Annotated in this window: 20 protein-coding genes; 4 read left to right on the top strand and 16 right to left on the bottom strand. The window is 59.0% G+C overall.

The genetic code is table 11. The features are described 5' to 3' along the window. Window positions 1–325: 325 nt before the first annotated feature. The 4 genes from dapB to pvcA all read right to left on the bottom strand — a co-directional run bounded on the left by dapB (window position 326) and on the right by pvcA (window position 4,619). Window positions 326–1,147, bottom strand: a complete 822-nt coding sequence (gene dapB / locus FUU19_RS03175; protein WP_060422408.1) for a 4-hydroxy-tetrahydrodipicolinate reductase — start codon at window positions 1,145–1,147, stop codon at window positions 326–328. Between the two features lie 263 nt (window positions 1,148–1,410). Continuing rightward, window positions 1,411–2,670 carry a glycosyltransferase gene (locus FUU19_RS03170; protein WP_230489630.1) on the bottom strand — a complete coding sequence of 420 codons (1,260 nt, stop codon included), beginning with the start codon at window positions 2,668–2,670 and terminating at the stop codon, window positions 1,411–1,413. A 24-nt stretch (window positions 2,671–2,694) separates the two neighbouring features. Then, a complete protein-coding gene (locus tag FUU19_RS03165) occupies window positions 2,695–3,558 on the bottom strand; it encodes a TauD/TfdA dioxygenase family protein (protein WP_049272798.1) in 864 nt (287 codons plus the stop codon). Between the two features lie 95 nt (window positions 3,559–3,653). Then, window positions 3,654–4,619: an L-tyrosine isonitrile synthase gene (gene pvcA, locus FUU19_RS03160; protein WP_141971018.1), complete on the bottom strand. Its 966-nt coding sequence runs from the start codon at window positions 4,617–4,619 to the stop codon at window positions 3,654–3,656. A gap of 191 nt (window positions 4,620–4,810) precedes the next feature. On the opposite strand from pvcA, the gene FUU19_RS03155 reads away from it, so the two are divergent. Further along, window positions 4,811–5,737, top strand: coding sequence for a LysR family transcriptional regulator (locus tag FUU19_RS03155; RefSeq protein WP_141971020.1), 927 nt, complete (start codon window positions 4,811–4,813; stop codon window positions 5,735–5,737). A 275-nt stretch (window positions 5,738–6,012) separates the two neighbouring features. On the opposite strand, the gene ispH is transcribed toward FUU19_RS03155, so the two are convergent. The 5 genes from ispH to ribF all read right to left on the bottom strand — a co-directional run bounded on the left by ispH (window position 6,013) and on the right by ribF (window position 11,853). Continuing rightward, a complete protein-coding gene (gene ispH, locus FUU19_RS03150) occupies window positions 6,013–6,966 on the bottom strand; it encodes a 4-hydroxy-3-methylbut-2-enyl diphosphate reductase (RefSeq protein WP_141971021.1) in 954 nt (317 codons plus the stop codon). Next, window positions 6,947–7,417: an FKBP-type peptidyl-prolyl cis-trans isomerase gene (gene fkpB / locus FUU19_RS03145; RefSeq protein WP_038628869.1), complete on the bottom strand. Its 471-nt coding sequence runs from the start codon at window positions 7,415–7,417 to the stop codon at window positions 6,947–6,949. Before fkpB ends, ispH begins: the two co-directional genes overlap by 20 nt. A gap of 1 nt (window position 7,418) precedes the next feature. After that, window positions 7,419–7,928 carry a signal peptidase II gene (gene lspA / locus FUU19_RS03140; RefSeq protein WP_025301524.1) on the bottom strand — a complete coding sequence of 170 codons (510 nt, stop codon included), beginning with the start codon at window positions 7,926–7,928 and terminating at the stop codon, window positions 7,419–7,421. A gap of 13 nt (window positions 7,929–7,941) precedes the next feature. Next, on the bottom strand, window positions 7,942–10,758 hold the full coding sequence (gene ileS / locus FUU19_RS03135; RefSeq protein ID WP_141971023.1) for an isoleucine--tRNA ligase: 2,817 nt from the start codon (window positions 10,756–10,758) through the stop codon (window positions 7,942–7,944). Between the two features lie 156 nt (window positions 10,759–10,914). Beyond that, on the bottom strand, window positions 10,915–11,853 hold the full coding sequence (ribF, locus tag FUU19_RS03130; RefSeq protein ID WP_141971024.1) for a bifunctional riboflavin kinase/FAD synthetase: 939 nt from the start codon (window positions 11,851–11,853) through the stop codon (window positions 10,915–10,917). 390 nt (window positions 11,854–12,243) lie between these two features. Between ribF and rpsT the strand changes: the two genes are divergently transcribed. Next, complete coding sequence (gene rpsT / locus FUU19_RS03125) at window positions 12,244–12,507, top strand: 30S ribosomal protein S20 (protein WP_004932960.1); 264 nt, start codon at window positions 12,244–12,246, stop codon at window positions 12,505–12,507. A 71-nt stretch (window positions 12,508–12,578) separates the two neighbouring features. Here rpsT and nhaR read toward each other — a convergent pair whose 3' ends face one another. From nhaR to dnaK, 4 genes are all read right to left on the bottom strand, one after another. Beyond that, the gene (nhaR, locus tag FUU19_RS03120; RefSeq protein ID WP_025159627.1) at window positions 12,579–13,478 is read right to left on the bottom strand and encodes a transcriptional activator NhaR; all 900 of its coding nucleotides are present in this window, start codon (window positions 13,476–13,478) and stop codon (window positions 12,579–12,581) included. Window positions 13,479–13,670: 192 nt separating this feature from the next. After that, entirely contained in the window at window positions 13,671–14,837 is a 1,167-nt protein-coding gene (nhaA, locus tag FUU19_RS03115) for a Na+/H+ antiporter NhaA (protein WP_141971026.1), read from the bottom strand. Window positions 14,838–15,073: 236 nt separating this feature from the next. Then, a complete protein-coding gene (gene dnaJ / locus FUU19_RS03110; RefSeq protein WP_004932969.1) occupies window positions 15,074–16,198 on the bottom strand; it encodes a molecular chaperone DnaJ in 1,125 nt (374 codons plus the stop codon). A gap of 106 nt (window positions 16,199–16,304) precedes the next feature. Continuing rightward, window positions 16,305–18,218 (bottom strand): molecular chaperone DnaK, encoded by a 1,914-nt coding sequence (gene dnaK / locus FUU19_RS03105; protein ID WP_230489591.1) that lies wholly within the window; start codon window positions 18,216–18,218, stop codon window positions 16,305–16,307. Between the two features lie 324 nt (window positions 18,219–18,542). Between dnaK and satP the strand changes: the two genes are divergently transcribed. Then, window positions 18,543–19,142 carry an acetate uptake transporter gene (gene satP, locus FUU19_RS03100; protein ID WP_025301520.1) on the top strand — a complete coding sequence of 200 codons (600 nt, stop codon included), beginning with the start codon at window positions 18,543–18,545 and terminating at the stop codon, window positions 19,140–19,142. Between the two features lie 44 nt (window positions 19,143–19,186). Here satP and FUU19_RS03095 read toward each other — a convergent pair whose 3' ends face one another. The 3 genes from FUU19_RS03095 to tal all read right to left on the bottom strand — a co-directional run bounded on the left by FUU19_RS03095 (window position 19,187) and on the right by tal (window position 22,311). Continuing rightward, window positions 19,187–20,494, bottom strand: coding sequence for an MFS transporter (locus FUU19_RS03095; RefSeq protein ID WP_230489590.1), 1,308 nt, complete (start codon window positions 20,492–20,494; stop codon window positions 19,187–19,189). Window positions 20,495–20,618: 124 nt separating this feature from the next. Further along, window positions 20,619–21,206, bottom strand: a complete 588-nt coding sequence (gene mog / locus FUU19_RS03090) for a molybdopterin adenylyltransferase (protein ID WP_141971032.1) — start codon at window positions 21,204–21,206, stop codon at window positions 20,619–20,621. 151 nt (window positions 21,207–21,357) lie between these two features. Then, the gene (gene tal / locus FUU19_RS03085; protein WP_004932982.1) at window positions 21,358–22,311 is read right to left on the bottom strand and encodes a transaldolase; all 954 of its coding nucleotides are present in this window, start codon (window positions 22,309–22,311) and stop codon (window positions 21,358–21,360) included. A gap of 382 nt (window positions 22,312–22,693) precedes the next feature. Here tal and FUU19_RS03080 point away from each other — a divergent pair, with 382 nt between their 5' ends. Then, window positions 22,694–24,130: an alanine/glycine:cation symporter family protein gene (locus tag FUU19_RS03080; protein ID WP_025301518.1), complete on the top strand. Its 1,437-nt coding sequence runs from the start codon at window positions 22,694–22,696 to the stop codon at window positions 24,128–24,130. Window positions 24,131–24,141 lie beyond the last annotated feature (11 nt).

Here is a 24,141-nt window from a genome sequence, read left to right as displayed (position 1 = left end):
CTGCCGTTTTTTGTTTTATTTTTGCAGTTCTCGCCGCTCATGCGGCTTGAGCGACGATAAAAACACAGAAAACCGGGGCTGGAAAACGGTTGCGAGGCTGAATGACGGAAAATGGCGCCAGAATAGACTCAAAAAGACCTTAAAATGGGATTTGGCGGATAAAAACGGGATGATTAGCAAGGTAAATATCAATAAATAACAGTCAATGAAACAAAATCACACCAATGCTTCATTTTTCATGTTAAAAAAAAGGACAATAAAATTATTGTCCGATTATCATAGCATTATGATCAATACAACCACATCACGATGGTATGCAAATCAATTATAATTGGTCCAAATTCAACACGTCGCGCATATCAAACAGGCCTTTATCCCGATTATGCAACCAGGCGGCCGCGCGCACCGCGCCGCTGGCAAAAGTCATACGGCTGGAGGCCTTATGGGTGATTTCCACCCGTTCACCGATGTCGGCGAACATCGCGGTGTGCTCGCCGACGATGTCGCCGGCGCGAATGGTGGCAAAGCCGATGCTTTTCGGATCGCGTTCGCCGGTATGGCCTTCGCGCGCATAGACCGCGCAACTTTTCAGATCGCGCCCCAGCGCGCCGGCGATCGCTTCGCCCATGGCCAACGCCGTGCCCGACGGCGCATCCACTTTGTGGCGGTGGTGTGCCTCGACGATTTCGATATCGGTATAGTCGCCCATCACCTGCGCGGCCTTCTCCAGCAGTTTCAGCACCAGGTTAACGCCGACGCTGAAGTTGGCGGCGAACACGATGCCGATATGCTGCGCCGCATCGCGGATCGCCTGTTTGCCGGCGTCATCGAAGCCGGTAGTGCCAATCACCATCGCCTTATGGTGCGCCACGCAAAAATCCAGGTAGCCCCGGGTGCTTTCCGGGCGGGTGAAGTCGATCAAAATATCGAACTCGTTCGCCACCTTCTCCAGACTGTCGCTCACCTTGACGCCCAACGCGCCGATGCCCGCCAGTTCGCCGGCGTCGACGCCGACCAGGCTGGAGCCCGGGCGCGACAACGCTGCCCCCAACACCACGCCTTCCGCCTGCTGCACCGCCTGGATCAATTGACGGCCCATCCGGCCGCCGGCGCCCGCAATCGCAATGCGGATTTGTGAATCACTCATGCTTGCTCTCTTCTTGATTTGACGCCTATCCCATTAGGCTATCGATTCAGGGTAACCGCCCCGCTTCAGCGTCGCCAGAGGATTCATTTCATAATTAGAAAATTATGATATTCCTCCGTTCTCATCAGCGGCGCTGTCGTGAGATTAACATTCAACCGATTTGGCGGCCTGCGACGATTGTACATAATCATGCAGTTTGCATGGCAAAAAAATGCAGAAAAAAGGCGCCGAAAACGGCGCCTGAGGAAGGGAGAACGGCGAGGTCAGGCGGTAATGGCGGCCACTTCGTTGGCAATCGCCGTCAGCGCGTCGTAGCGAGCATAGTCCTCACGTACCAGCGCCGCGCGTTGCCGATAGATCGGCTGTTGCAGAATACGCGTCGCCGCCGCCAGAATCTGTTCGGCGCTCGGCGTGCTGGTGTGCAGGCTGATGCCGCAGCCGGCGGCCACCACGCGCGCGGCCGCCTCCAGTTTGTCTTCGCCGGTGCCGGCGACGATCAGCGGCACGCCGCTGTCCAGCGCATAGTTGATCGAGCCATAACCGCCGTTGGTGATCAGCAGCGCCGCCTCCGGCAGCCAGCGTTCGAAGGAGATAAACTTCCGTACTCTGGTATTGCCCGGCAGTGCCTCCATCAGCCCTTCCGTCGCCCGCCCGCCGGTGGTGGCCAACACCCTCACCGGCAGATGCGCCAGCGCTTGCAGCGTCGGTACGATCAGCTGATGCAAATCGACATTGGCCAGCGTGCCCTGAGACACGATCACCAGCGGCCGATCATCGTCCTTCTCCCACAGCGTCTCTTCCGCCGCCGGCTGGCCGCCGCTGCGCAGCGGGCCGACGAAGCGCACGCCGCTCGGCAGATCGTCGCGCTCATATTCCAGCGCCGTGGTGGCCAACTGCAGGAAACGCTCGCAGCCGCCGATCAGCGCGTCGGTAAACGGGCGATTCAGCGCCCGCCCGCCCGCCTGCACCAGTGCCGCATCAAAGCTTTGCTGCACCTCATCAAGCAACACCCGCGTCGCTTCATCCACCAGTTGCTCGCGGGTCAGCGCCCGCGGCAGCAGCGCCGGCGGGATACGCGGGCCATAAAAAATAGCATCGCGCGAAGAATACGACAGCGGTGTGACGCCGATACCGAAGACCGGCGGCCGCTCGGCGGACTGCAGCAGCGGCAGCACGCCGTAGAAGCAGTTCTCCACCATCAGCAGGTCGATCTTTTCGGCGGCGATGGCCGCACGCAGCTGCCGATCCAGCAACGGGATCGGTGCGGCGAAGAAATCCTTCAGCGCCAGCGCCATCTGCGCATTGCCCGGCGGCAGCGCGGCGCGCTCGGGGAAATGTTCCTCCAGGTGGCGATAATCGAAATCCACCTGCGCGTCGAACGGCACGAAGCTTGCCCCAACCGCCTCGGCGCGTTCGCGGAACAGCGCGCCGGTCATCACCCGCACCTGATGCCCTTGGGCAATCAGGTGGCGAGCGATGGCTAACATCGGGTAGACGTGCCCCGGAGTGGCGACCGCCGCCATCAGTATCCTTGCCATAATGCTCCTTTACGCTTCTGCGTTGGCCGGCTTCAGCGCCAGATTGGCGCACACCGGGTTGCTCTGGATATGCACGCGCTGCAAATGACGCGCGGAACGGGCGGTAAAGCCCTCACGGCCATGCAGCAGCGAGAAGTTGTCCGCCACCACTACGTCACCCTGTTGCCATTGGTGAGCATAATAGTGACGCGGATCGTACAGATGCTGCTGCAGGGTGTGGTGGAATTGTTCCTGCTGCTGTTCAGGCACGCCGTGATATTCCAGCGCATGCTGGTTGAGGAATTTTTTCCCCTCCGTCGGCGGTTCATTGTAGCGCATGATTAACCCCCTGCCGTTCGGGTGCTGCACCACCAGCGGCGAACAGACTTCGCCACCGTAATGCACCACCTGTTTGATGCGGTAGGTGATCGAGACCGACAGCCACTGATCCAGCAGCGCTTCGTCCGCATTGGCCAGCAGCCGCGTGGTGTCGACGAAGGTGGTGCATCCGCCTTCGTCCTGAGAAGGTGCCGCTACGCAGTGGAACAGCTGGAACTCGGGGATGGTCGGCTTATACATGCCATCCCAATGCAGCGGGACGTAGCTGCTGTCGAAGATATGATCCTTGGCGTCAGGATGCTCCTTCACGTCCAGCACCGCACCGAACGGCCACATCATGATCTCGCCCCACTGTTCGGCATAGCGAGTCAGGACTTCCGCCTCGCTGAAACCGGAGTCGAATCCGCGCAGCACCAGCAAGTGGTGTTCCTGCGCCAGCGCTCGCAGCGCCGCCACCGGCAGCTCGCCGATCTTTTGCCCCGGATGCTGCGGCGTCAGGATCGCGCCGAACGGGGTATTCGGTTGGATGTGGCAATTAAGCGGTTGGTTGTTCATCGGTATTCTCCTTGCATCGAATGTGCTGCTCACACGGCAACGTGCCGTCAAAAACGCGCCCGCCAGGATTTCGGGCGCAAAAGCTTGCAGCGGCCTTAGGCCATCTGCGGCTGCTCGATCAGGTAATGGCTCGGCGTGCCGCGAATCTCCACCAGTTCACCGTCCAGGCTCTGCGCGTCTTTACGCTTCATCAGCACGAACTGGCCGTTCACGTTGGCCGCCACGCCGTGCCACGGCGTCAGCCAGTCGTCTTTGGTCGGCATCATATGGATGCCCATCTTCAGGCTGTCGACCGGCTGCGGGTGAATCGACAGACGGATCGCCGCCGGGAAGTGCTGCGCCAGCAGGTTGCCCCAGGCCCAGCTGCGCTGGATCACGCCGCAGGCACGCTGTTTGGCGTCTTTCTGCAGCGCGGCGTTGGAACCGCTGTAGCCCGGCAGCTGGCTGTCTTCATACAGGAAGCGCGTGATGGCGCGGTACAGCAAGAGACCCTGTTCGTCCTGCATCAGCTGTTGCTTGATCGCCTCTTCCGATTCGGCGTAGCCGTCCACCAACAGCCGGCGCAGCAGGTCGTAATCATCGGTATGCTCCGCCAGGCCTTTGACGTCGCCGAGGTTGAACACGCTCAGGTGCGTCGCGCCCACTTCATGCAGCAGGCTTTCAATCTCACGCTGATAGTGGTTGATCGCGTCGTCGCTGACGCGGATCAGATCGCCGAACACGTGGCCGTCGGAGCAGATAACGATATGCGCACCCGGCGGGTAATAGAGCTGAATACGTTGGCACAGCGAATTGAGGAAGATCAGCGACAGCCGCTCCGCCATATCCGGCACCGCGCCGATCACCTTGTTGGTGTTGGGTGACTTGGTCGGAAAGGCCGGCAGCACGAATTCGATGCGCTGCTCGTTTTCAATGAATGCCCGAATGCGTGGCAACTGCACCTGAGTGACCCGCTGTTCTTCTTCGGCAATTGAGGTGTCGCCGCCGGGGAAACGGCGGCGGTATTGCAATAATTCACGTAGGATTTTTAACGCTATTTCATCTTTCTGAACGCTGTCCACAATGTGCTCCTGTTGCGATGCGGCGCGGGTGTATTATTGAAAAGCGCAATAAGATTTATCAAAAAGAGAAAAAACCTCTGCGAGATAATAATCAGCCCGGCGTTTATATGCTTCAGGCAATATAGAAGAGATGGTGCTATATTATTAGCCCGTATAATTCACAATCTTGGTTAAGTTGTGCTTAACAAACTATGAGCAATATTTTAAAACGCATGGCCATTTTCTCAAAAGTGGTCGATTGCGGCGCATTCAGCATGGCGGCAAAAGAATTGGGCATGACGACATCGGCCGTCAGCCAACATATTCGCCAGTTGGAGGAACATCTGGGCATTCAATTACTGCTGCGATCGACGCGTTCATTGAGTCTGACCGAAGCCGGATTGTGCTTTTATGAAGATTGCCTGCTGATGATCCACGCCGCCGAAAGAGGCCAACAACGGATCGCCGCGCTGCGTGGCGAACTGGTCGGCGAACTGCGCGTCGCCACCTCCACCGAATTCGCCACCCACTATCTGGTGCCGGCGCTGCAGAGCTTCCTCGATGAACACCCGCAGCTTACGCTGCGACTGGAAATCCACGATGAGAAGATAGACCTCATCACGCAACGCATCGATCTGGCGATACGTGGCGGCGTGCTGGCCGACTCCAGCTACGTTTCCACGCGGCTGGCACGCTGCCGCGAAGTGTTGTGCGCCTCGCCGGCCTACCTGGCGCACCACGGCGTGCCGGATTCGCCGCAGGCGCTGACGCATCACCACTGGGTGACCTTTACACCGCTCGGCAACCCGCAGTTTGTTCGTCTGATCCATCGCGACGGCGGTGAACACCGCATGCGCATGACCGGGCGCTTGTTCACCAACAGCGGTATGGCGATGAAGGAACTGGCGCTGACCGGCAAAGGCATCATTCGCAATTTCTTCGCCAACGTTGAGCGTGAGTTGCGCAGCGGCGAGCTGATTGAAATATTGCCCGACTGGCGATTACCGGAAATTAATTGCTATGCCATAATGCCGCGCCGGGAGATCCAGCCATTAAAAGTCCGACGATTGCTGGAGCATATGAAGCTCTATTTAAAGGAGAAAGGATTAAACGCCGTAGAACATATTCGACAAGAATAAAATAAGAAACATCTGCAAGACCACTATTGTAATTATTGTAATCACTTTACCAACACCAGGCCCTATTTAGATTGCAGCCTAATGATATTCCTCTTAATGACTTTTCTCCAGCCGATATAATTAATGATGCAGACTCTATTTCAAATACTCAGAATAAATTTGACTTTAGTTAGCAGAAAATTTGAATATGCCAGAATGTTATTTTTAACCCCGCACCGTATTCCCAAAAAAAAAACGGGAAGCCTAAGCTCCCCGTTGTCATTCATTAACGCATATCAGTCAATCTGGCGAACGTCCACGCGCAACTCTTTCGGCACTTCGAACACGATGTTCTCTTCACGCCCGCTGATTTCATGCACGTCCAGGCCGCCCAGCGCTTTCAGGCGAGAGATCACCTCCTGCACCAGCACGTCCGGCGCTGAGGCACCGGCGGTAACGCCGATGTGGCGCGCCCCGCTCAGCCAACTCTCCTGAATATCCGCCGCCGAATCGATAAGATAAGCCGGTTTGCCGACGCGCTGCGCCAGTTCCGCCAGACGGTTGGAGTTGGAGGAGTTTTTAGACCCCACCACCAGCACCACGTCCGCATCGCCGGCCAGGTTGCGCACCGCTTCCTGACGGTTGGTGGTAGCGTAGCAAATGTCATCCTTGCGCGGGCCGATAATGCTCGGGAAACGCTGGCGCAGAGCGTCGATCACGTCCGAGGTATCATCAACCGACAGCGTGGTCTGCGTCATGAAGCACAGGTTGCTTTCATCTTTCACCTGCAGCTTCCACACGTCTTCCGGCGACTCGACCAGGTACATGCCGCCCTGCGGGTTGCTGTACTGGCCCATGGTGCCTTCCACCTCCGGATGCCCGGCGTGACCGATCAGAATCGCTTCGGTGCCGCGGCGGCTGGCGCGCGCCACTTCCATATGCACCTTGGTCACCAGCGGGCAAGTGGCGTCGAACAGCATGGTCAGATCGCGCGCCTTGGCTTCGGCACGCACCGCCTGAGAAACGCCGTGCGCCGAGAAGATCAGGATAGAGCCGTCCGGCACTTCGGCGATCTCTTCGATAAACACCGCGCCGCGCTCACGCAGGCTGTCGACCACGTAGCGGTTGTGCACCACTTCATGCCGCACGTAGATCGGTGCGCCATACAGTTCCAGCGCGCGTTCCACGATGCTGATCGCACGATCAACCCCGGCGCAGAAGCCGCGCGGGTTAGCCAGCAATATTTGCATGCGTCTCCTCCTGCTGCGGATCGATCTCCAGCACTTCGATATCGAAGGTCACCGGATGGCCCGCCAGCGGATGGTTGAAATCGACGGTGATCGAATCTTCCGCCACCGCGCGCACCACACCCGGCATTTCACTGCCGTCGATGGCGGTAAACAGCATGATGGTGCCCACGTCCGGTACGCCGGTTTCCGCAAAGTCGCGGCGCGAGAAGAACTGGACCAGATCCGGGTTCTCCGCGCCGAACGCCGCTTCCGGCTGCAGGGTAAAGGCGCATTTGTCGCCCGCGCGCAGGCCGAGCAGCTGCGCCTCCAGCGGCGCCGACAGGCTACCGTCACCCAGACGGAACAGCGCCGGTTTGCCGCTGCTGCGGGTAGATTCGGCGGTCGAACCGTCTTCCAGTTTCAGCGTAAAGTGAACCAGCACCGCGCTGTCACTGATAATCTGAGCCGTCATGTTACTCACCTTTACTCTTTGCGCCTTTGTTCGCCGGCGACAGGAAACCTTCCAGCACGATCATCGCCGCACCCACGCAGATAAAGCTGTCCGCCAGATTGAAGGTCGGGTAGTGCCAGTCACCGACGTAGAAGTCGATGAAATCGACTACGAAACCGTGCCACAGGCGATCGAACAGATTGCCCAACGCCCCGCCGATGATGAAGGCGTAGGCGATGTTGTTCAACTTCTGCTGCGCCGCACTGCGGTACATCATCACCAGCAGCACCGCGACGATGGCGATGGCGATGCCGGCGAAGAACCAGCGCTGCCAACCGCCGTGATCGGCCAGGAAGCTGAACGCAGCGCCGTAATTGCGCGCGTAAAACAGGTTGAACGACGGGATCAACGGCTGGGACTGGCCCAGCGTAAAGTTAGCGAGGATCCACTGCTTGCTGCCGAAATCCAGCGCCAGCACCGCCACCACAACCCACAGCCAACGCAGGCCGGTCGAACAAATTGGTTTACTCATCAGGCGCGAATTCTCAGGCAAAGTTACGCTTCTCGCCGTCACCGGCGACGTTGCTTACACAGCGGCCGCAGATGTCTGCATGCTCCGCCACCAGGCCGATATCGGTGGTGTAATGCCAGCAGCGCGGGCACTTCTCACCCGGCGCCGTGCTGAAGGCGATCTTCAGCCCTTTCAGCAGCTCGGAAGCCTGCGCGTCGGCCGGCGCATCCGCCAATGGCGCAACGCTTGCCGCAGAGGTCAGCAGCACGAAGCGCAGCTCATCCTGCAGGCTGTTCAGGCGCGCCGCCAGCTCGCTGTCGGCATACAGCGTCACCGCCGCTTCCAGCGAACCGCCGAGGCGTTTGTCTGCACGCGCCTGCTCCAGCACCTTGTTCACTTCACCGCGCACTTTCAGCAGCTCGGCCCAGAAAGCGTCGTTCATCGGCTCGCCTTCCGCCAGCCCGAACAGGCCGTCGTACCACTCTTCGGTGAACACGTACTGCGCGCGTTTGCCCGGCATGAAGCCCCAGATCTCGTCCGCAGTGAACGACATAATCGGCGCCATCCAGCGCACCAGCGCTTCCACGATGTGATACAGCGCGGTCTGGCAGCTGCGGCGGGCGACGCTGTCGCTCTTCGCGGTGTACTGACGATCCTTGATGATATCCAGGTAGAAGGAGCCCATCTCGACCGAGCAGAACTGCATCAGACGCTGCACCACTTCGTGGAAATCGTAGTTGGCGTAAGCCTGCTCGATATCCTGCTGCGCCGCCAGCGCACGGCCGACCGCCCAGCGATCCAGCACCACCATGTCTTCCGGCGCTACGCAGTCGGTGCTCGGCTCGAACCCGTTCAGGTTGGCCAGCAGGAAGCGCGCGGTGTTGCGGATGCGGCGATAAGAGTCGGCGGAACGCTTGAGGATCTCGTCGGACACCGCGATTTCGCCGGTGTAATCGGTCGACGCCACCCACAGGCGCAGAATGTCACCGCCCAGCTTGTTCATCACGTCCTGCGGGCTGACGGTGTTGCCGATCGACTTGGACATCTTGCGGCCCTGGCCATCGACGGTGAAGCCGTGGGTCAGCACTTCTTTATAAGGCGCCTTACCTTTCATCGCGGTGGAGATCATCAGCGATGACATGAACCAGCCGCGGTGTTGGTCGGAGCCTTCCAGATACATGTCGGCGCTGTGGCCCTGGAACTCAGGGCGCACGTCGACCACCGAAGCGTGGGTGGAACCAGAATCGAACCACACGTCCAGCGTGTCCGGCACTTTCACGTAGTCGGCGGCTTCCGCGCCGAGGATGTCGGCCGCGTCCAGATCCCACCAGGCCTGAATGCCGTCTTGCTCGACCCGCTTGGCCACTTCTTCCATCAGCTCAACGGTGCGCGGGTGCAGTTGCTCGGTTTCTTTGTGCACGAACAGCGACATCGGCACGCCCCAGGTGCGCTGACGCGAGATGCACCAGTCCGGGCGGTTGGCCACCATCATTTCGATGCGCGCCTGGCCCCAATCCGGGATCCACTGCACGCCTTTGATCTCTTCCAGCGACTGCTGACGCAGGCCTTTCTGATCCATGCTGACGAACCATTGCGGCGTGGCGCGGAAGATGATCGGCGTCTTGTGGCGCCAGCAGCACGGATAGCTGTGCAGGAACTTCTCGACGTGCAGCAGCGCGCCTTTCTCACGCAGCAGGTCGACGATCAGATCGTTGGCCTTGAAGACGAACTTGCCGTCCAGCAGCGGGTAGGTGCCGGTCAGGTAGCAACCGTTCGGCCCCACCGGGTTGGCCACTTCCAGGCCGTATTTCTGGCCGATCACGAAGTCATCCGGGCCGTGGCCTGGCGCGGTGTGCACCGCACCGGTACCGGCGTCCAGCGTCACGTGCTCGCCGAGGATCGCCGGCACGTCGAAGTCCATGAACGGGTGTTTGAAGCGCAGCAGTTCCAGATCGGCGCCTTTGCAGCTGCCCAGCACCGTCCATTCGGTGATGCCGGCGCGTTTCATCACGCTTTCCACCAGCTCGGCCGCCAGGATCAGGCACTGGCCGTCAACCTGCACCAGCTGGTAGGTGAAGTCCGGGTGCAGCGAGATCGCGCGGTTGGCCGGCAGGGTCCACGGGGTGGTGGTCCAGATAACCAGGGAGATAGTCCCGTTGAAGTGGCTCACGCCGAACTTGGCCGCCACGGCAGCCGCGTCGGCCGCATGGAAGCTCACGTCGATCGACGGCGAAGTCTTGTCGTAGTACTCCACTTCCGCTTCCGCCAGCGACGATCCGCAGTCGGTGCACCAGTGAACCGGCTTGGCGCCTTTCAGCAGGTGGCCGTTGCTGATGATCTTGCCCAGCGCGCGGATGATGTTGGCTTCGGTTTTGAAGTCCATGGTCAGGTACGGGCGATCCCAGTCGCCCAGCACGCCCAGGCGGATGAAGTCCTTCTTCTGGCCTTCAACCTGCTCGGCCGCGTACTCGCGGCACTTCTGGCGGAACTCGGCCGCCGTCAGCTTCTCGCCCGGTTTGCCGTACAGCTGTTCAACCTTCAGTTCGATCGGCAGGCCGTGGCAGTCCCAACCCGGCACATAAGGCGAGTCGAAGCCGGCCATCCCTTTCGACTTGATGATAATGTCTTTGAGAATCTTGTTAACCGAGTGACCAATGTGAATGCTGCCGTTCGCATACGGAGGGCCGTCATGCAAAATGAAGGTTTTTTTGCCCTTTTTGGCAGTACGAATCATCCCGTACAGATCCTGTTCATACCAACGTTGCAGCATGCCAGGTTCGCGCTTGGCGAGATCGCCGCGCATCGGGAACCCTGTTTCCGGCAAGTTCAGGGTATTCTTGTAGTCACTCATGAGATTCTCGTTTCCGTTTTCGGCTATTTACCCGTCACACTTCAAGCTGCATCTTTGTCGGCCGCCCTTTCTCACCCGAATCACTTGCCTGTGCAAGCTCATCGGGATTCGCGCGGTTGCCGCCGCGATGCTACTCGAATTGTTTAGGGTAAACGATTAAACCAGTGTTTTTAACCCAAAGAACTTCCGGGCCGTCACCACATCATTGGCGATTTGCTGCTTCAGGGCATCGAGCGAAGCAAATCGTTGTTCATTGCGCAATTTTGCGCGGAGCACCACCTCAATATGGCGCCCGTAAAGATCCATTGTGACATCCAGCAGATGCACTTCCAGCTGCTGGCGCACGCCGGCGACGGTCGGGCGCGTACCGATATTGGCCACGCCCGGCAGCGGCTGCGGCCCCAGGCCGTACACTTCTACCGCATACACCCCTTTCACCGGCGCCACCAGGCGCTTGAGCGGCAGGTTGGCAGTCGGGAAGCCGATGGTGCGGCCCAGCTCGTCGCCATGCACCACGCGCCCGGAGATGCTGTACGGGTGGCCCAGCAAGGTCTCCGCCAGCGGCAGATCGTCCTCGCTCAGCGCGGTGCGGATCGCGGTGCTGCTGATACGCCGATCGCCTTCGCGGAAGGTCGGGGTGCTGACCACGTCGAAGCCGTACTCTTTTCCGGCCTGCTGCAATAGCGGAAAATCGCCCTGGCGCCCAGCGCCAAAGCGAAAATCATCCCCTACCATCAGGAATTTGACGCCCAGTTTCTCCACCAGTAGCTCGGCGACGAACGCCTGCGCGGTGTTGGCGGCAAAACGCGGATCGAACTTGACGCACAGCAGGTAGTCGACGCCCGCCTGCGCCAGGTAGCTGGCCTTGTCGCGCAGGCGCGTCAAACGGGCCGGCGCCTTGTCTGCGGCGAACATCTCCAGCGGCTGTGGCTCAAAGATCATGACCATCACCGGCAGCCCGAGGCGTTGCCCTTGTTGCTTCAACTGCTCCAGCAACGCCTGATGACCGCGATGCACGCCGTCAAAGTTGCCGATGGTGAGCACGCAACCATGGTGGCGCGCCCGGATATTGTGAATGCCGCGAATTAGCTCCATAGCTGGCTCAAAACAGTGGAAATCGGCGGATTATACCTTGTACAGCCGGTAAGGTTAACCCGCGATTGGTGCCTTTATGTAATAGACATACCATACCGGAGATAATCTGCGCGTGAAACGGCTTCGCCGCAGTTTATCCGGCGCCGCCGGGCCGATTCTCGACCGCGGCCAACGGCTTGCGTCCGCTGCGGCAAAACATTGGCGAATTTTCTCGCGAAACACTGTATTCCCAAGAGGGAAGCTGGTAAAATCCTGCGCCATCACAACGTAGCGAGTGCCGCCTGTACAAACGGCGCTTATTTGCACAAATCCATTGACAAACGAAGGCTAAAAGGGCATATTCCTCGGCCTTTGAATTGTCCTCAATAGAATATATTTGGGAGTTGGACCTTGGCTAATATCAAATCAGCTAAGAAACGCGCCGTACAGTCTGAGAAACGCCGCAAGCATAACGCAAGCCGTCGCTCAATGGTGCGTACCTTCATCAAGAAGGTAGACGCAGCTATCGCAGCTGGCGACAAAGAAGCAGCACAAAATGCATTCCTGGTAATGCAGCCACTGGTGGACCGTCAGGCAGCTAAAGGCCTGATCCACAAAAACAAAGCAGCGCGTCATAAGTCAAACCTGACTGCACGCATCAACGCAATGCAATAAGCATTTCGTTATCTGCTTGATAAAAAAACCGGCTCAGGCCGGTTTTTTTACGTCCTGCGTTCAGTGAACCGCTAGCAGGAAAACAGCGCCGAGAAGTCTTTGTTGCACACGCGCTGCACCGCCGGATGCTGGATCATGCGCTCGGCGAAGATGATGTAATACTCCTCCTGCACGCTGTCGATGCGCCCAATCTCCACCACGTTGTCATCGTTATAGGTATCCTGCGCATACAGCGTCGGCGCCACGAAGATCGCGTTGTGGTACATGCCGAAGGCTTTCATCAGCGCCGCATCGTCGAACTCGCCCAGAATCTCGACCTGGATGCCCTGCGTATTGAACCAGTTGAGCAGTTTGCGCCCCAGCATCGAACGGCGGCCGGGGATCAGCAGCTTGCGCTGTTCCAGGCAGGCCGGGAACGGCAGCTCCGGCGCCGGCTGGCGGCAGAAGAAGCTGATGCCGCACTCGCCCAGCTTCAGTGAAAACAGCCCTTCCTGCTGACTGGAGTCCACCGGGCAATCCGACAGGATCATATCCAGCTTGTGCTGGCTGAGCTGCTCCAGCAGCATCTCGTGCGTCGATTCAAAACAGCGCAGGTGGATCTGTTCGTTGTCCACCACCACCGCCGCTTCCAACACCTGGCTGACCAGGCGCTTCGACAGCGCGTCCGCCACGCCGACGTCGAACAGCAGGTTCGACTCTTTGCGGTAGTTGACGATATCCAGCATTTCCTGGCTGAGCATAAACATCTTGTCGGCGTAGCGGAACACCAGCTGCCCCAGCTCCGAAGGCACCAACCCGCGCCCCTGGCGTTTGAACAGCTTGCCGTCCAACCGCTCTTCCAGCGCTTTGATCTGGCCGGTGATGGTCTGCGGCGTCAAAAACAACGCTTCGGCGGCGCCGACCACGGAACCGGCCTTGCAGACCTGCCAGAAATAGTAAAGGTGATTAAAGTTGATATGCGACATCCTCACGAGCGGCTCTCCTTAACAACGTTTCGCAGCGGCAAACGGTGTGCCGTGACGAGCGACAAACTTCCTTTCCCTGCTTCAGACAACGTGTAGCCCCATTAGTCCCAACGAAGAACGGCCGAAGCTGCACATATTTTATACCGCACAGCTCCGACCAGCCATTTTATTGTGTGCCCTTATCGGGCACACGCAGGATTAACGCACCCGCGGCAACGCCAGACGCAGCAATCCGTATCCTGTCACCGCCGCCGCGGTGGAGCCCAGCAGGATCCCCAGGCGAGAATAGGTGCTGAGCGCCGCATCCGCATCGCCGAACGCCAGCGAGGCGATGAAAATCGACATGGTGAAACCAATACCACACAGCACCGAAACGGCAAACACCTGTTTGAAACCGATCCCCTCGGGCAAACGGGCGATGCCCATTTTCACCGCCAGCAGGCTGAAGAGGAAAATCCCCAGCGGCTTGCCGATAAACAGCCCGGCCGCAATCCCTACCGGCAACAGCGACGTCAACCCTTCCAGCGACACGCCTTGCAAAGAGACCCCGGCGTTGGCAAACGCGAACAGCGGCAGGATCATAAACGCGACCCAAGGGTGCAACTCATGCTCCAACGTTTCCGACGGCGATGGCCCTTTCTTGACGTTCAGCGGGATCATAAAGCCGACGATCACCCCGGCCAGCGTCGCGTGCACCCCGGACTTGAGTATCGCTACCCACAGCACCAGCCCGACCATCATGTACAGTGAGGTTTTACCCACCCCACGCCAGTTCATCACCGCCAGCAGCACCGTCGCCGCCGCCGCCACGCCCAGCGCCACCATCGACACTTCGTGGGTGTAGAACAGCGCGATGATGATAATCACGCCCAGGTCATCGATGATCGCCAACGCCAGCAGGAACACTTTCAGGCTGGTCGGCACGCGGTTGCCCAGCAGCGCCATTACGCCCAGCGCGAAGGCGATATCGGTCGCGGCCGGGATCGCCCAGCCCTGGCGGGTGACTTCATCCGCGCCGTTGAACAGCAGGTAAATCAGCGCCGGCGCCAGCATGCCGCCCAGCGCGGCGATCGCCGGAAACACCGCCTTGTCGCGCCCGGACAGCGAGCCTTGCATCAGCTCGCGCTTGACCTCGAGCCCCACCACCAGGAAGAAGATGGCCATCAGGCCGTCGTTGATCCACAGCAGCAGCGGCTTGGCGATTTCCAGCGAAGCAATTTTTACCATCACCGGCAGGTTGAGGAATGCCTGATAGATCCCCTGCGCCGGGGTGTTGGCCATGATCAGGGCGACGATCGCCGCCGCGATCAGAATGATGCCGCCCGCGGCTTCCTGACGTAAAAATTGACGAATGATGTTGGTCACAATACGTCTCTCCAAATCTGTGCAGGGCGTAGCGCCCTGCGAACCACAGTCATGAAGTGAGTATAGAGGGCGTTTTAGTTCGAAAAAATAAGTTTATAAATGCTAAATAACTCGAAAAAACCGATTAAAAGCACGAATAAGTCACATTATTGATAGGGAATTAGGGGTGCAGCATGCAAATAAAAACCCCGGAGCAGACGCCCGGGGTTCTAATATAACCTATAATAAACAGCAGGTTAACGAGTCAGGTCGTCAAAGAACTTTTTCACCCCGTCGAAGAAGCTCTTCGAGCGCGGGCTGTTCTTGTCACCGGACGGGCCGCCCAGGCTCTCTTCCAGCTCACGCAGCAGCTGCTTCTGCTTGTCGTTCAGATTGACCGGGGTTTCCACCACTACGCGACACAGCAGGTCGCCCTGGCTGCCGCCACGCACCGATTTCACGCCCTTGCCGCGCATGCGGAACAGCTTGCCGGTTTGGGTCTCCGAAGGCACCTTCAGTTTCACCCGGCCGTCCAGCGTCGGCACTTCAATCTCGCCGCCCAGCGCCGCCATGGCGAAGTTGATCGGCACTTCACAGTACAGGTTGTTGCCTTCACGCTCGAAGATCGGGTGCGCCTTCACCTGCACCTGAACGTACAGATCGCCCGCCGGTGCACCGTGCTCGCCGGCTTCGCCTTCACCCGCCAGGCGGATGCGGTCGCCGGTATCCACGCCGGCCGGAATTTTCACCGACAGCGTTTTGGATTTCTCTACCCGGCCGTGGCCATGGCACTTGTTGCACGGATCTTTGATGATCTGACCGCGGCCATGGCAGTGCGGACACGCCTGCTGCACGGTGAAGAAGCCCTGACGCATCTGCACCTGGCCCTGACCGTGACAGGTTGGACAGGTTACCGGCGAACTGCCTGGCTTGGCGCCGCTGCCGTGGCAGACGTCGCACTCTTCCAGCGTCGGGATGCGGATCTCTTTGGTGACGCCACGTACCGCTTCCTCGAGGGTCAGCTCCATGTTATAGCGCAGATCGGAACCGCGGCTGGCGCGCTGACGGCGGCCTCCGCCGAAGATGTCGCCAAACACGTCGCCAAAGATATCGCTGAAGTCGGCGCCGCCGCCAAAGCCGCCGCCGCCCATGCCGCCTTGCTCAAAGGCCGCGTGGCCATACTGGTCATAGGCCGCGCGTTTCTGGTCGTCGGTCAGGACTTCGTAAGCTTCTTTAACTTCTTTAAACTTGGTTTCGGCGTCTTGTTCCTGGTTGCGGTCAGGATGGTATTTCATCGCCAGGCGTTTGTACGCCTTTTTGATCTCACGTTCATCCGCCGTCTTGCTGACGCCGAGAATCTCGTAATAGTCTTTCTTCGCCATTCTTTCGCTTACCCTTAACATGCGTGCACGGGCGCAGAGTTGCCTCGACGCCCGTGCTGGTTTCCGGGAGCGGCATCGCGGCCGCCCCGTGCCCGCTTAAGGGCGATTATTTTTTGTCTTTAACTTCTTCGAACTCAGCGTCAACCACGTCGTCATCTTTCTGCGCCGCGTTGTCCGCGCCGGCGTCAGCACCCTGCTGAGCCTGCTGCGCCTGGGCCATTTCCAGCAGTTTGCCGGAAACCTGCACCAGTGCCTGAGTCTTCGCTTCGATCTCGGCTTTATCTTCGCCTTTCGCCGCCGCTTCCAGATCTTTCAGCGCCGCTTCGATCGCCGTCTTATCTTCCGCCGGCAGTTTGTCGCCCGCTTCTTCCAGCTGCTTACGCGTGCCGTGGATCAGGTGATCCGCCTGGTTACGCGTCTGTACCAGCTCTTCGAACTTGCGGTCAGCTTCAGCGTTCAGCTCGGCGTCGCGCACCATTTTCTGGATTTCGTCTTCGTTCAGGCCAGAAGATGCCTTGATGGTGATCTTCTGCTCACGACCGGTGTTCTTGTCTTTGGCAGACACGTGCAGGATGCCGTCGGCATCGATATCGAAGGTCACTTCGATCTGCGCCATGCCGCGCGGTGCCGCCTGGATGCCGTCCAGGTTGAACTGGCCCAGAGATTTGTTATCGCTGGCGCGCTTACGCTCACCCTGTAGCACGTGGATGGTTACCGCAGACTGGTTGTCTTCAGCGGTAGAGAACACCTGGCTGTGCTTGGTCGGGATCGTGGTGTTTTTGGTGATCAGCGGCGTCATCACGCTGCCCATGGTTTCGATACCCAGCGACAGCGGGGTCACGTCCAGCAGCAGAACGTCCTTCACATCACCGGCCAACACGCCGCCCTGTACCGCAGCGCCCACGGCAACCGCTTCGTCCGGGTTCACGTCTTTACGCGGTTCTTTGCCGAAGAAGTCTGCAACTTTCTTCTGCACCATTGGCATACGGGTCTGGCCGCCCACCAGGATCACGTCCTGAATATCGGAAACCGACAGGCCTGCGTCTTTCAGCGCCACTTTCAGCGGCTCGATGGAACGCGCAACCAGATCTTCAACCAGCGACTCGAGTTTGGCGCGAGTCACTTTGATGTTCATGTGTTTTGGACCGGCCGCGTCTGCCGTGATGTACGGCAGGTTAACGTCGGTCTGCTGAGCGGAAGACAGTTCAATCTTCGCTTTCTCAGCGGCTTCTTTCAGACGCTGCATCGCCAGCGGATCGTTGCGCAGATCGATGCCCTGATCTTTCTTGAACTCTTCCACCAGGTAGTTGATCAGACGGCTGTCAAAATCTTCGCCACCCAGGTGGGTGTCACCGTTGGTCGCCAGCACTTCGAAGGTTTTTTCGCCGTCAACGTCGTCGATTTCGATGATGGAGATATCGAAAGTACCGCCGCCCAGGTCATAAACCGCGATGGTGCGGTTGCCGACTTCTTTGTCCAGGCCATAGGCCAGGGCCGCAGCGGTTGGTTCGTTGATGATGCGTTTGACTTCCAGACCCGCGATGCGGCCGGCGTCTTTGGTCGCCTGACGCTGGGCGTCGTTGAAGTAGGCCGGTACGGTGATAACCGCTTCAGTTACCGGTTCGCCCAGGTAATCTTCCGCCGTTTTCTTCATTTTTTTCAGCACTTCCGCAGAGATCTGCGGCGGAGCCATTTTCTGGCCTTTCACTTCCAGCCAGGCGTCGCCGTTGTCGGCTTCGACGATTTTGTACGGCATGATCGCTTTGTCGCGCTGCGCTTCATCATCCTGGAAGCGGCGGCCGATCAGGCGCTTGATGGCGAACAGGGTGTTTTCAGGGTTGGTCACTGCCTGACGCTTAGCCGGCTGGCCAACCAGAGTTTCACCGTCCTGGGTATATGCGATAATAGAAGGAGTGGTGCGGTCGCCCTCGGCGTTTTCCAGCACGCGTGCCTTGGCACCATCCATAATTGCTACGCAAGAGTTGGTAGTACCCAGGTCGATACCAATAATTTTGCCCATCTAAACGTCTCCACTAAAAAATTCATAATCAGTCAGGTTGCTAACCTATATGCGGGCGATTTTTTGCTTTTCAACTGCCCGATATCTCAGTGCGACCCGCGGTTAGCAACTGCGGTTGCAAATAAGATGGGGCCATCCAACTCGGCATCAAGGGGCAAGGCGAAAAAAATTTCTTTTTTTATCGTCATTCAGATCATTGTTTCCGGCTGCGGGGATCATTATGATGCGCGCGCTCTGATGGAAAACTTCGATTTTTTGGCCATTCAGACCATTTATTATTTTACTTCGCTGTTTCCGTTAATTTTCTGTTATCGCAGAGGACTTATGCACACCAACAAGTTGGCGAATCCCGGCCCTCTCGGCCTGATGGGCTTCGGGATGACCACCGTCTTGCTGAACCTGCACAACGCGGGCTTTTTCCCACTGAACTCCGCCATCATCAGCATGGGGATTTTCTTCGGTGGCCTGGCCCAGATCCTGGCCGGTCTGCTGGAATACAAGAAGGGCAACACCTTCGGCATGACCGCGTTCACCGCCTACGGCAGCTTCTGGCTGAGCCTGGTCGGCCTGCTGCTGCTGCCGCGTCTGGGCCTGGCTGAGGCCACCGAGGCGCACGTGCTGGGCATCTACCTGGCGCTGTGGGGCGTCTTCACCCTGTTCATGTTCTTCGGCACCCTGGCCGCCAACCGCGTGCTGCAGTTCGTGTTCGCCAGCCTGACGCTGCTGTTCGCCCTGCTGGCCGTCGGCAACATCACCGGCAATCACGCACTGCTGACCTTCGCCGGTTATGAGGGCATCATCTGCGGCGCCAGCGCCATTTACCTCGCGATGGCCGAAGTGCTCAACGAGCAATACGGCCGCACCGTGCTGCCGATTGGCGAGCCGGCTCCGGCCCGCGTCGCGGCCTCGCCGGTCACGGCGTAATCGCCCTTCCCTGATGAAAAAGCCCTGCAGTGCAGGGCTTTTTTTTAGCTGTAGGAATCGGCTCGCCGCTCCCCGGCTTCGCTGTTCAGATCGCGATGCAGGTAGACACCGAGCAACAGCCCGATGAGCGACAGCGCCAGCACATAGTAAGCGGGCGCTAACGGGGTCAATTTCATGATCAGCGTCACAAAAATAGGGGTTAAACCGCCAAAAATAGCGTACGAGACGTTATATGAGAACGAGATGCCGGTAAACCGCACTTCCGCCGGGAACGCCCGCACCATCACGTACGGTACGGCCCCCACCACGCCTACGCTGAACCCCACCAGCGCATAGCAGGCGAACAACATTTCCGGGCGCACGCCCACCGTCTGATAGAACAGCCAGCTGCAGCCGGCCAGCAGCACACTGCCGACCACCAGCGTTTTGCTGGCGCCGAAGCGATCGGCCGATAAGCCGGCGACGATGCAGCCGGCGATCAGCATGATGGTGGCGATGCTGTTGGCCTGCAGCGTCAAGGCCGGCGCAATGCCGAACTGCTTTTGCAGATAGGTCGGGGTCATCAGGATCACCACCACGATACCGGCGGAGAGCAGCCAGGTCAGCAGCATCGATACCACCACTTCCCGCTTGTGGTTGAGCACCACCGACTTCAGCGGCAGCTCCTCGGCCAGCGCTTTACGCGCCTGCATCTCGATGAAGATCGGCGTTTCCTGCAGCCAGCGGCGCAGGTACATCGCCACCAGGCCGAACATGCCGCCCAACAGGAAAGGAATGCGCCAGCCGCCGCCGGCAATGTTCTGCGGGCTGAGCGTAGTATTGATCACCGTCGCCACCAGCGAGCCCAACAGGATGCCCACCGTCAGCCCGGCGGTCAGCGTGCCGCAGGCGAAACCGATACGTCGACGCGGCACGTGTTCGGCGACGAAGACCCAGGCGCCCGGCACCTCACCGCCGATCGCCGCTCCCTGCAGCACGCGCATCAGCAGCAGCAACAGCGGCGCGGCGATGCCAATGCTGGCGTAGGTCGGCAGCAGGCCCATCGCCAGCGTCGGCAACGCCATCAGCAGAATGCTCAGGGTAAACATCTTCTTGCGGCCGACCAGATCGCCGAAGTGCGCCATCACGATGCCGCCCAGCGGGCGGGCCAGATAGCCGGCGGCGAAAATGCCGAAGGTTTGCACCAGCCGCAGCCACTCCGGCATATCCGCCGGGAAGAACAGATCGCCGACCACGGCGGCGAAGAACACGAAGATGATGAAGTCGTAAAACTCCAGCGCACCGCCCAACGCGGCCAACGTCAGCGTTTTGTAGTCTTGCCGGTTCAGCCGGCGATTAGTGTCGTGAGGCATAGGGCACCGTCGGTAAAGGCTGTAAAAATAAAAGCCGCAGGCTTTCTGTAAAAGAATCCTTACTATAACGGCAAATTATTTTCACACCAGACGGGCTGAGGCCGATCTCGCAGAATGCTGAAATTTAGAGGTTTATCTCGCGACGCGCGCTCTTTGGCCGAAATGCTGCTACCACTGCGGCGTGCGTTTCGACATAGGGCCCATCGAGCAGTTGAATGCAATAAGGCACGCTGGCAAAGATACCGTGCACCACCGCCTTGCCCTGCTCATCCTTTACCCCTTCCAGCGTTTCCTTGATCGACTTCGGCTGGCCGGGCAGGTTGATGATCAGCGCCTGTTTGCGGATCGCGCCCACCTGGCGAGAAAGAATTGCCGTTGGCACATAGTGTAGGCTGATCTGACGCATTTGCTCGCCGAAGCCGGGCATCACGCGATCGGCGATCGCCAGCGTGGCGTCGGGGGTGACGTCGCGGCGCGCCGGCCCGGTGCCGCCGGTGGTCAGCACCAGATGGCAGCCCATTTCGTCCACCAGCTCGCACAGCGTTTGTTCAATTTGCGTCTGCTCATCGGGGATCAGCCGGGTTTCCAGCTTGAACGGCGTCGCCAGCGCGCCGCTCAGCCACTCTTCCAGCGCCGGAATGCCTTTATCTTGGTAAACGCCGCCGGAAGCGCGGTCGGAAACGGAAACCAAACCAATACGTAAAATATCCATGCGTAACCTCTACAGCCTGATGGGGTTCGAACGGGTTCGTCTCCCGTTCTGTTGTCATTGCCGAGAGTATAAGGGCTTCCCCCGCCGGCGGGAGCGCCGGGCATAAAAAAAGGTGGCCTGAGCCACCTTTTTACTGCGCGATCTGCGGGAATTACAGCAGGTCGGCGATCATTTTTTCCAGTTTACCCTGGTCTACGGCGAACTTGCGGATGCCGTCGGTCAGTTTTTCAACCGCCATCGGATCCTGGTTGTGCTGCCAGTAGAACTCAGGTTCGGTCAGTGCGGCAGGACGCGCCTTCACTTCACCGGTGTAAGACAGTTTACGTTCCAGCGCGCCTTCGCTCTCCGCCAGCTCTTTCAGCAGCGCAGGGGCGATGGTCAGGCGGTCACAGCCGGCCAGTTCGATGATTTCGCCGACGTTACGGAAGCTGGCGCCCATCACCACGGTGTTGTAACCGTGCTGTTTGTAGTACTGGTAAATTTCGGTCACGGAGATCACGCCCGGATCTTCGTGCGGGGCGAACTCTTTCTTGTCGCCGTTGGCTTTGTACCAGTCGAGGATACGGCCAACGAACGGCGAGATCAGGTAAACGCCGGCTTCGGCACAGGCGCGAGCCTGAGCGAAGGAGAACAGCAGCGTCAGGTTACAGTTGATGCCTTCTTTCTCCAGCTGCTCCGCCGCGCGGATGCCCTGCCAGGTCGAGGCCAGTTTGATCAGGATGCGATCGTTGCTGATGCCGGCTTCGTTGTACAGTTTGATCAGGCGCTTGGCCTTGGCCACGCTGGCGACGGTGTCGTAAGACAGACGCGCATCCACCTCGGTGGAGATGCGGCCCGGAACCAGTTTGAGGATTTCCAGACCGATGTTGACCGCCAGCTTGTCGGCGGCGTCGGCGATCTGCTGCTCGCGATCGCTGCTCTGGCCGCGCGCCCAGGCGATGGCTTCGTCAATCAGTTTGCGGTATTCAGGAATTTGGGCTGCATTGAGGATCAGCGAAGGGTTGGTTGTAGCGTCCTGCGGTTGATACAGCTTCATTGCCGCGATATCACCCGTATCTGCAACCACCGTGGTCAGCTGGCGCAGGGAAGTTAATTTGTCGGTCATGTTGGCATTATCTCATCGTTTGTGCATGAACTTTTGGCATTGTTCAACCATGCCCTACCCTGATAATAACATGCGCCAAGCCCGGTGCAAGGCTGGAAAACCGCGGCGCGCAAGCATCTGTTTTATCCTTGGGCGAGCAACCGTTTACGCCGATATCTTTCGCCATAACCGAACGGATGGAAAGGCAATAACGTGCTATTGTCCGAATAAATTATGTTAAATTCGAAAAAATTGATGCAATTCGTCCGCTAATCTGCGAAAAATCTTAATCGACTGACGCCGGACCGATTCCAGCTAAGCTCTTGTAAAAATAGGCCAATGTTTTTCACCTGCGGTGGATGCTGCAAGGTGCGCATTAAATTTCGATAAAAGGAGGGATCCCTTGACGGACCTGATGAACTTTATAAACAACATTTTGTGGGGGTCGGTGCTGATTTATCTGCTGCTCGGCACCGGCATCTACTTCACGTTGCGCACCCGTTTTATCCAGCTCCGCCACTTCAGCCACATGTTCTCGGTGTTGAAAAACAGCAATAAAAGCGACAGCGCCGGCATCTCCTCTTTCCAGGCGCTGTGCACTACGCTGGCGGCGCGCGTCGGCACCGGCAACCTGACCGGCGTCGCCATCGCCCTGACCGCCGGCGGCCCCGGTGCCATCTTCTGGATGTGGGTGGTGGCGTTTATCGGCATGGCCACCTCCTTTGTGGAAAGCTCGCTGGCTCAGCTCTACAAAACTAAAGACGATAACGGCAACTACCGCGGCGGCCCGGCCTACTACATGGAAAAGGGCCTCGGCATGCGCTGGATGGGCGTGCTGTTCTCCATCTTCCTGATCATCGCGTTCGGCCTGGTATTCAACGCCGTGCAGGCCAACTCCATCGCCCAGGCCTCCGCCGTCGCCTTCCATTTGCAGCCGCTGCACGTCGGCATCGGCCTGGTGTTGCTGAGCGGCGTGGTGATCTTCGGCGGCATCCGTTCCATCGCCAAAGTGGCCGAGCTGGTGGTGCCGCTGATGGCGGGCGCCTACTTGCTGCTGGCTCTCTGGGTGATTGGCCATAACATCGAACACATGCCGGCGATCCTGGCGCTGATCTTCAAAAGTGCCTTCGGCCTGCAGGAAGCCGCGGCCGGTGCCGTCGGTTACGGCATCTCCCAGGCGATGACCCAGGGCGTGCAGCGTGGCCTGTTCTCCAACGAAGCCGGCATGGGCTCGGCGCCCAACGCGGCGGCATCCGCCTCGCCTTATCCGCCGCATCCGGCTTCGCAAGGCTATGTGCAAATGCTCGGGGTGTTTATCGATACCATCGTCATCTGCAGCGCCACTGCGGCGATCATCCTCTCTTCCGGCATACTCGATCAGCCGACCGACAGCATCAGCGGCATCGATCTGACGCAGCGCGCGCTGTCGACCGCCGTCGGCAGCTGGGGGGCACCGTTCGTCGCCATCGCCATCTTCTTCTTCGCCTTCACCTCGATCATCGCCAACTATGCCTATGCCGAGAGCAACCTGGTGTTCCTCGAGCACAACCACCCGGGCGGCCTGCTGATTTTCCGCTGCGTGGCGCTGGGCATGGTGATGTTCGGCGCGCTGGCGGAGCTGCCGCTGGTGTGGAAAATGGCAGATACCTCCATGGCCCTGATGGCGATCACCAACCTGACGGCGATCCTGCTGCTGTCGCGGGTGGCGCTGAAACTGGCCGACGACTACCATCGCCAACGCCGCCTGGGCAAGCTGCCAACCTTCGACGCCACCCGTTATCCGGAGCTGAAGTCGCAGCTGGAGCCGGGCGTGTGGGACGACCAAAAGCCGCCGCGCTGAGTTTTCCGGGG

The sequence above is a fragment of the Serratia montpellierensis genome (genome assembly GCF_020858655.1).
Classification (GTDB): Bacteria; Pseudomonadota; Gammaproteobacteria; order Enterobacterales; family Enterobacteriaceae; genus Serratia; species Serratia montpellierensis.
Note: the sequence above shows the minus strand (reverse complement) of the source record. Positions and strands in the feature narration are given on the sequence as shown.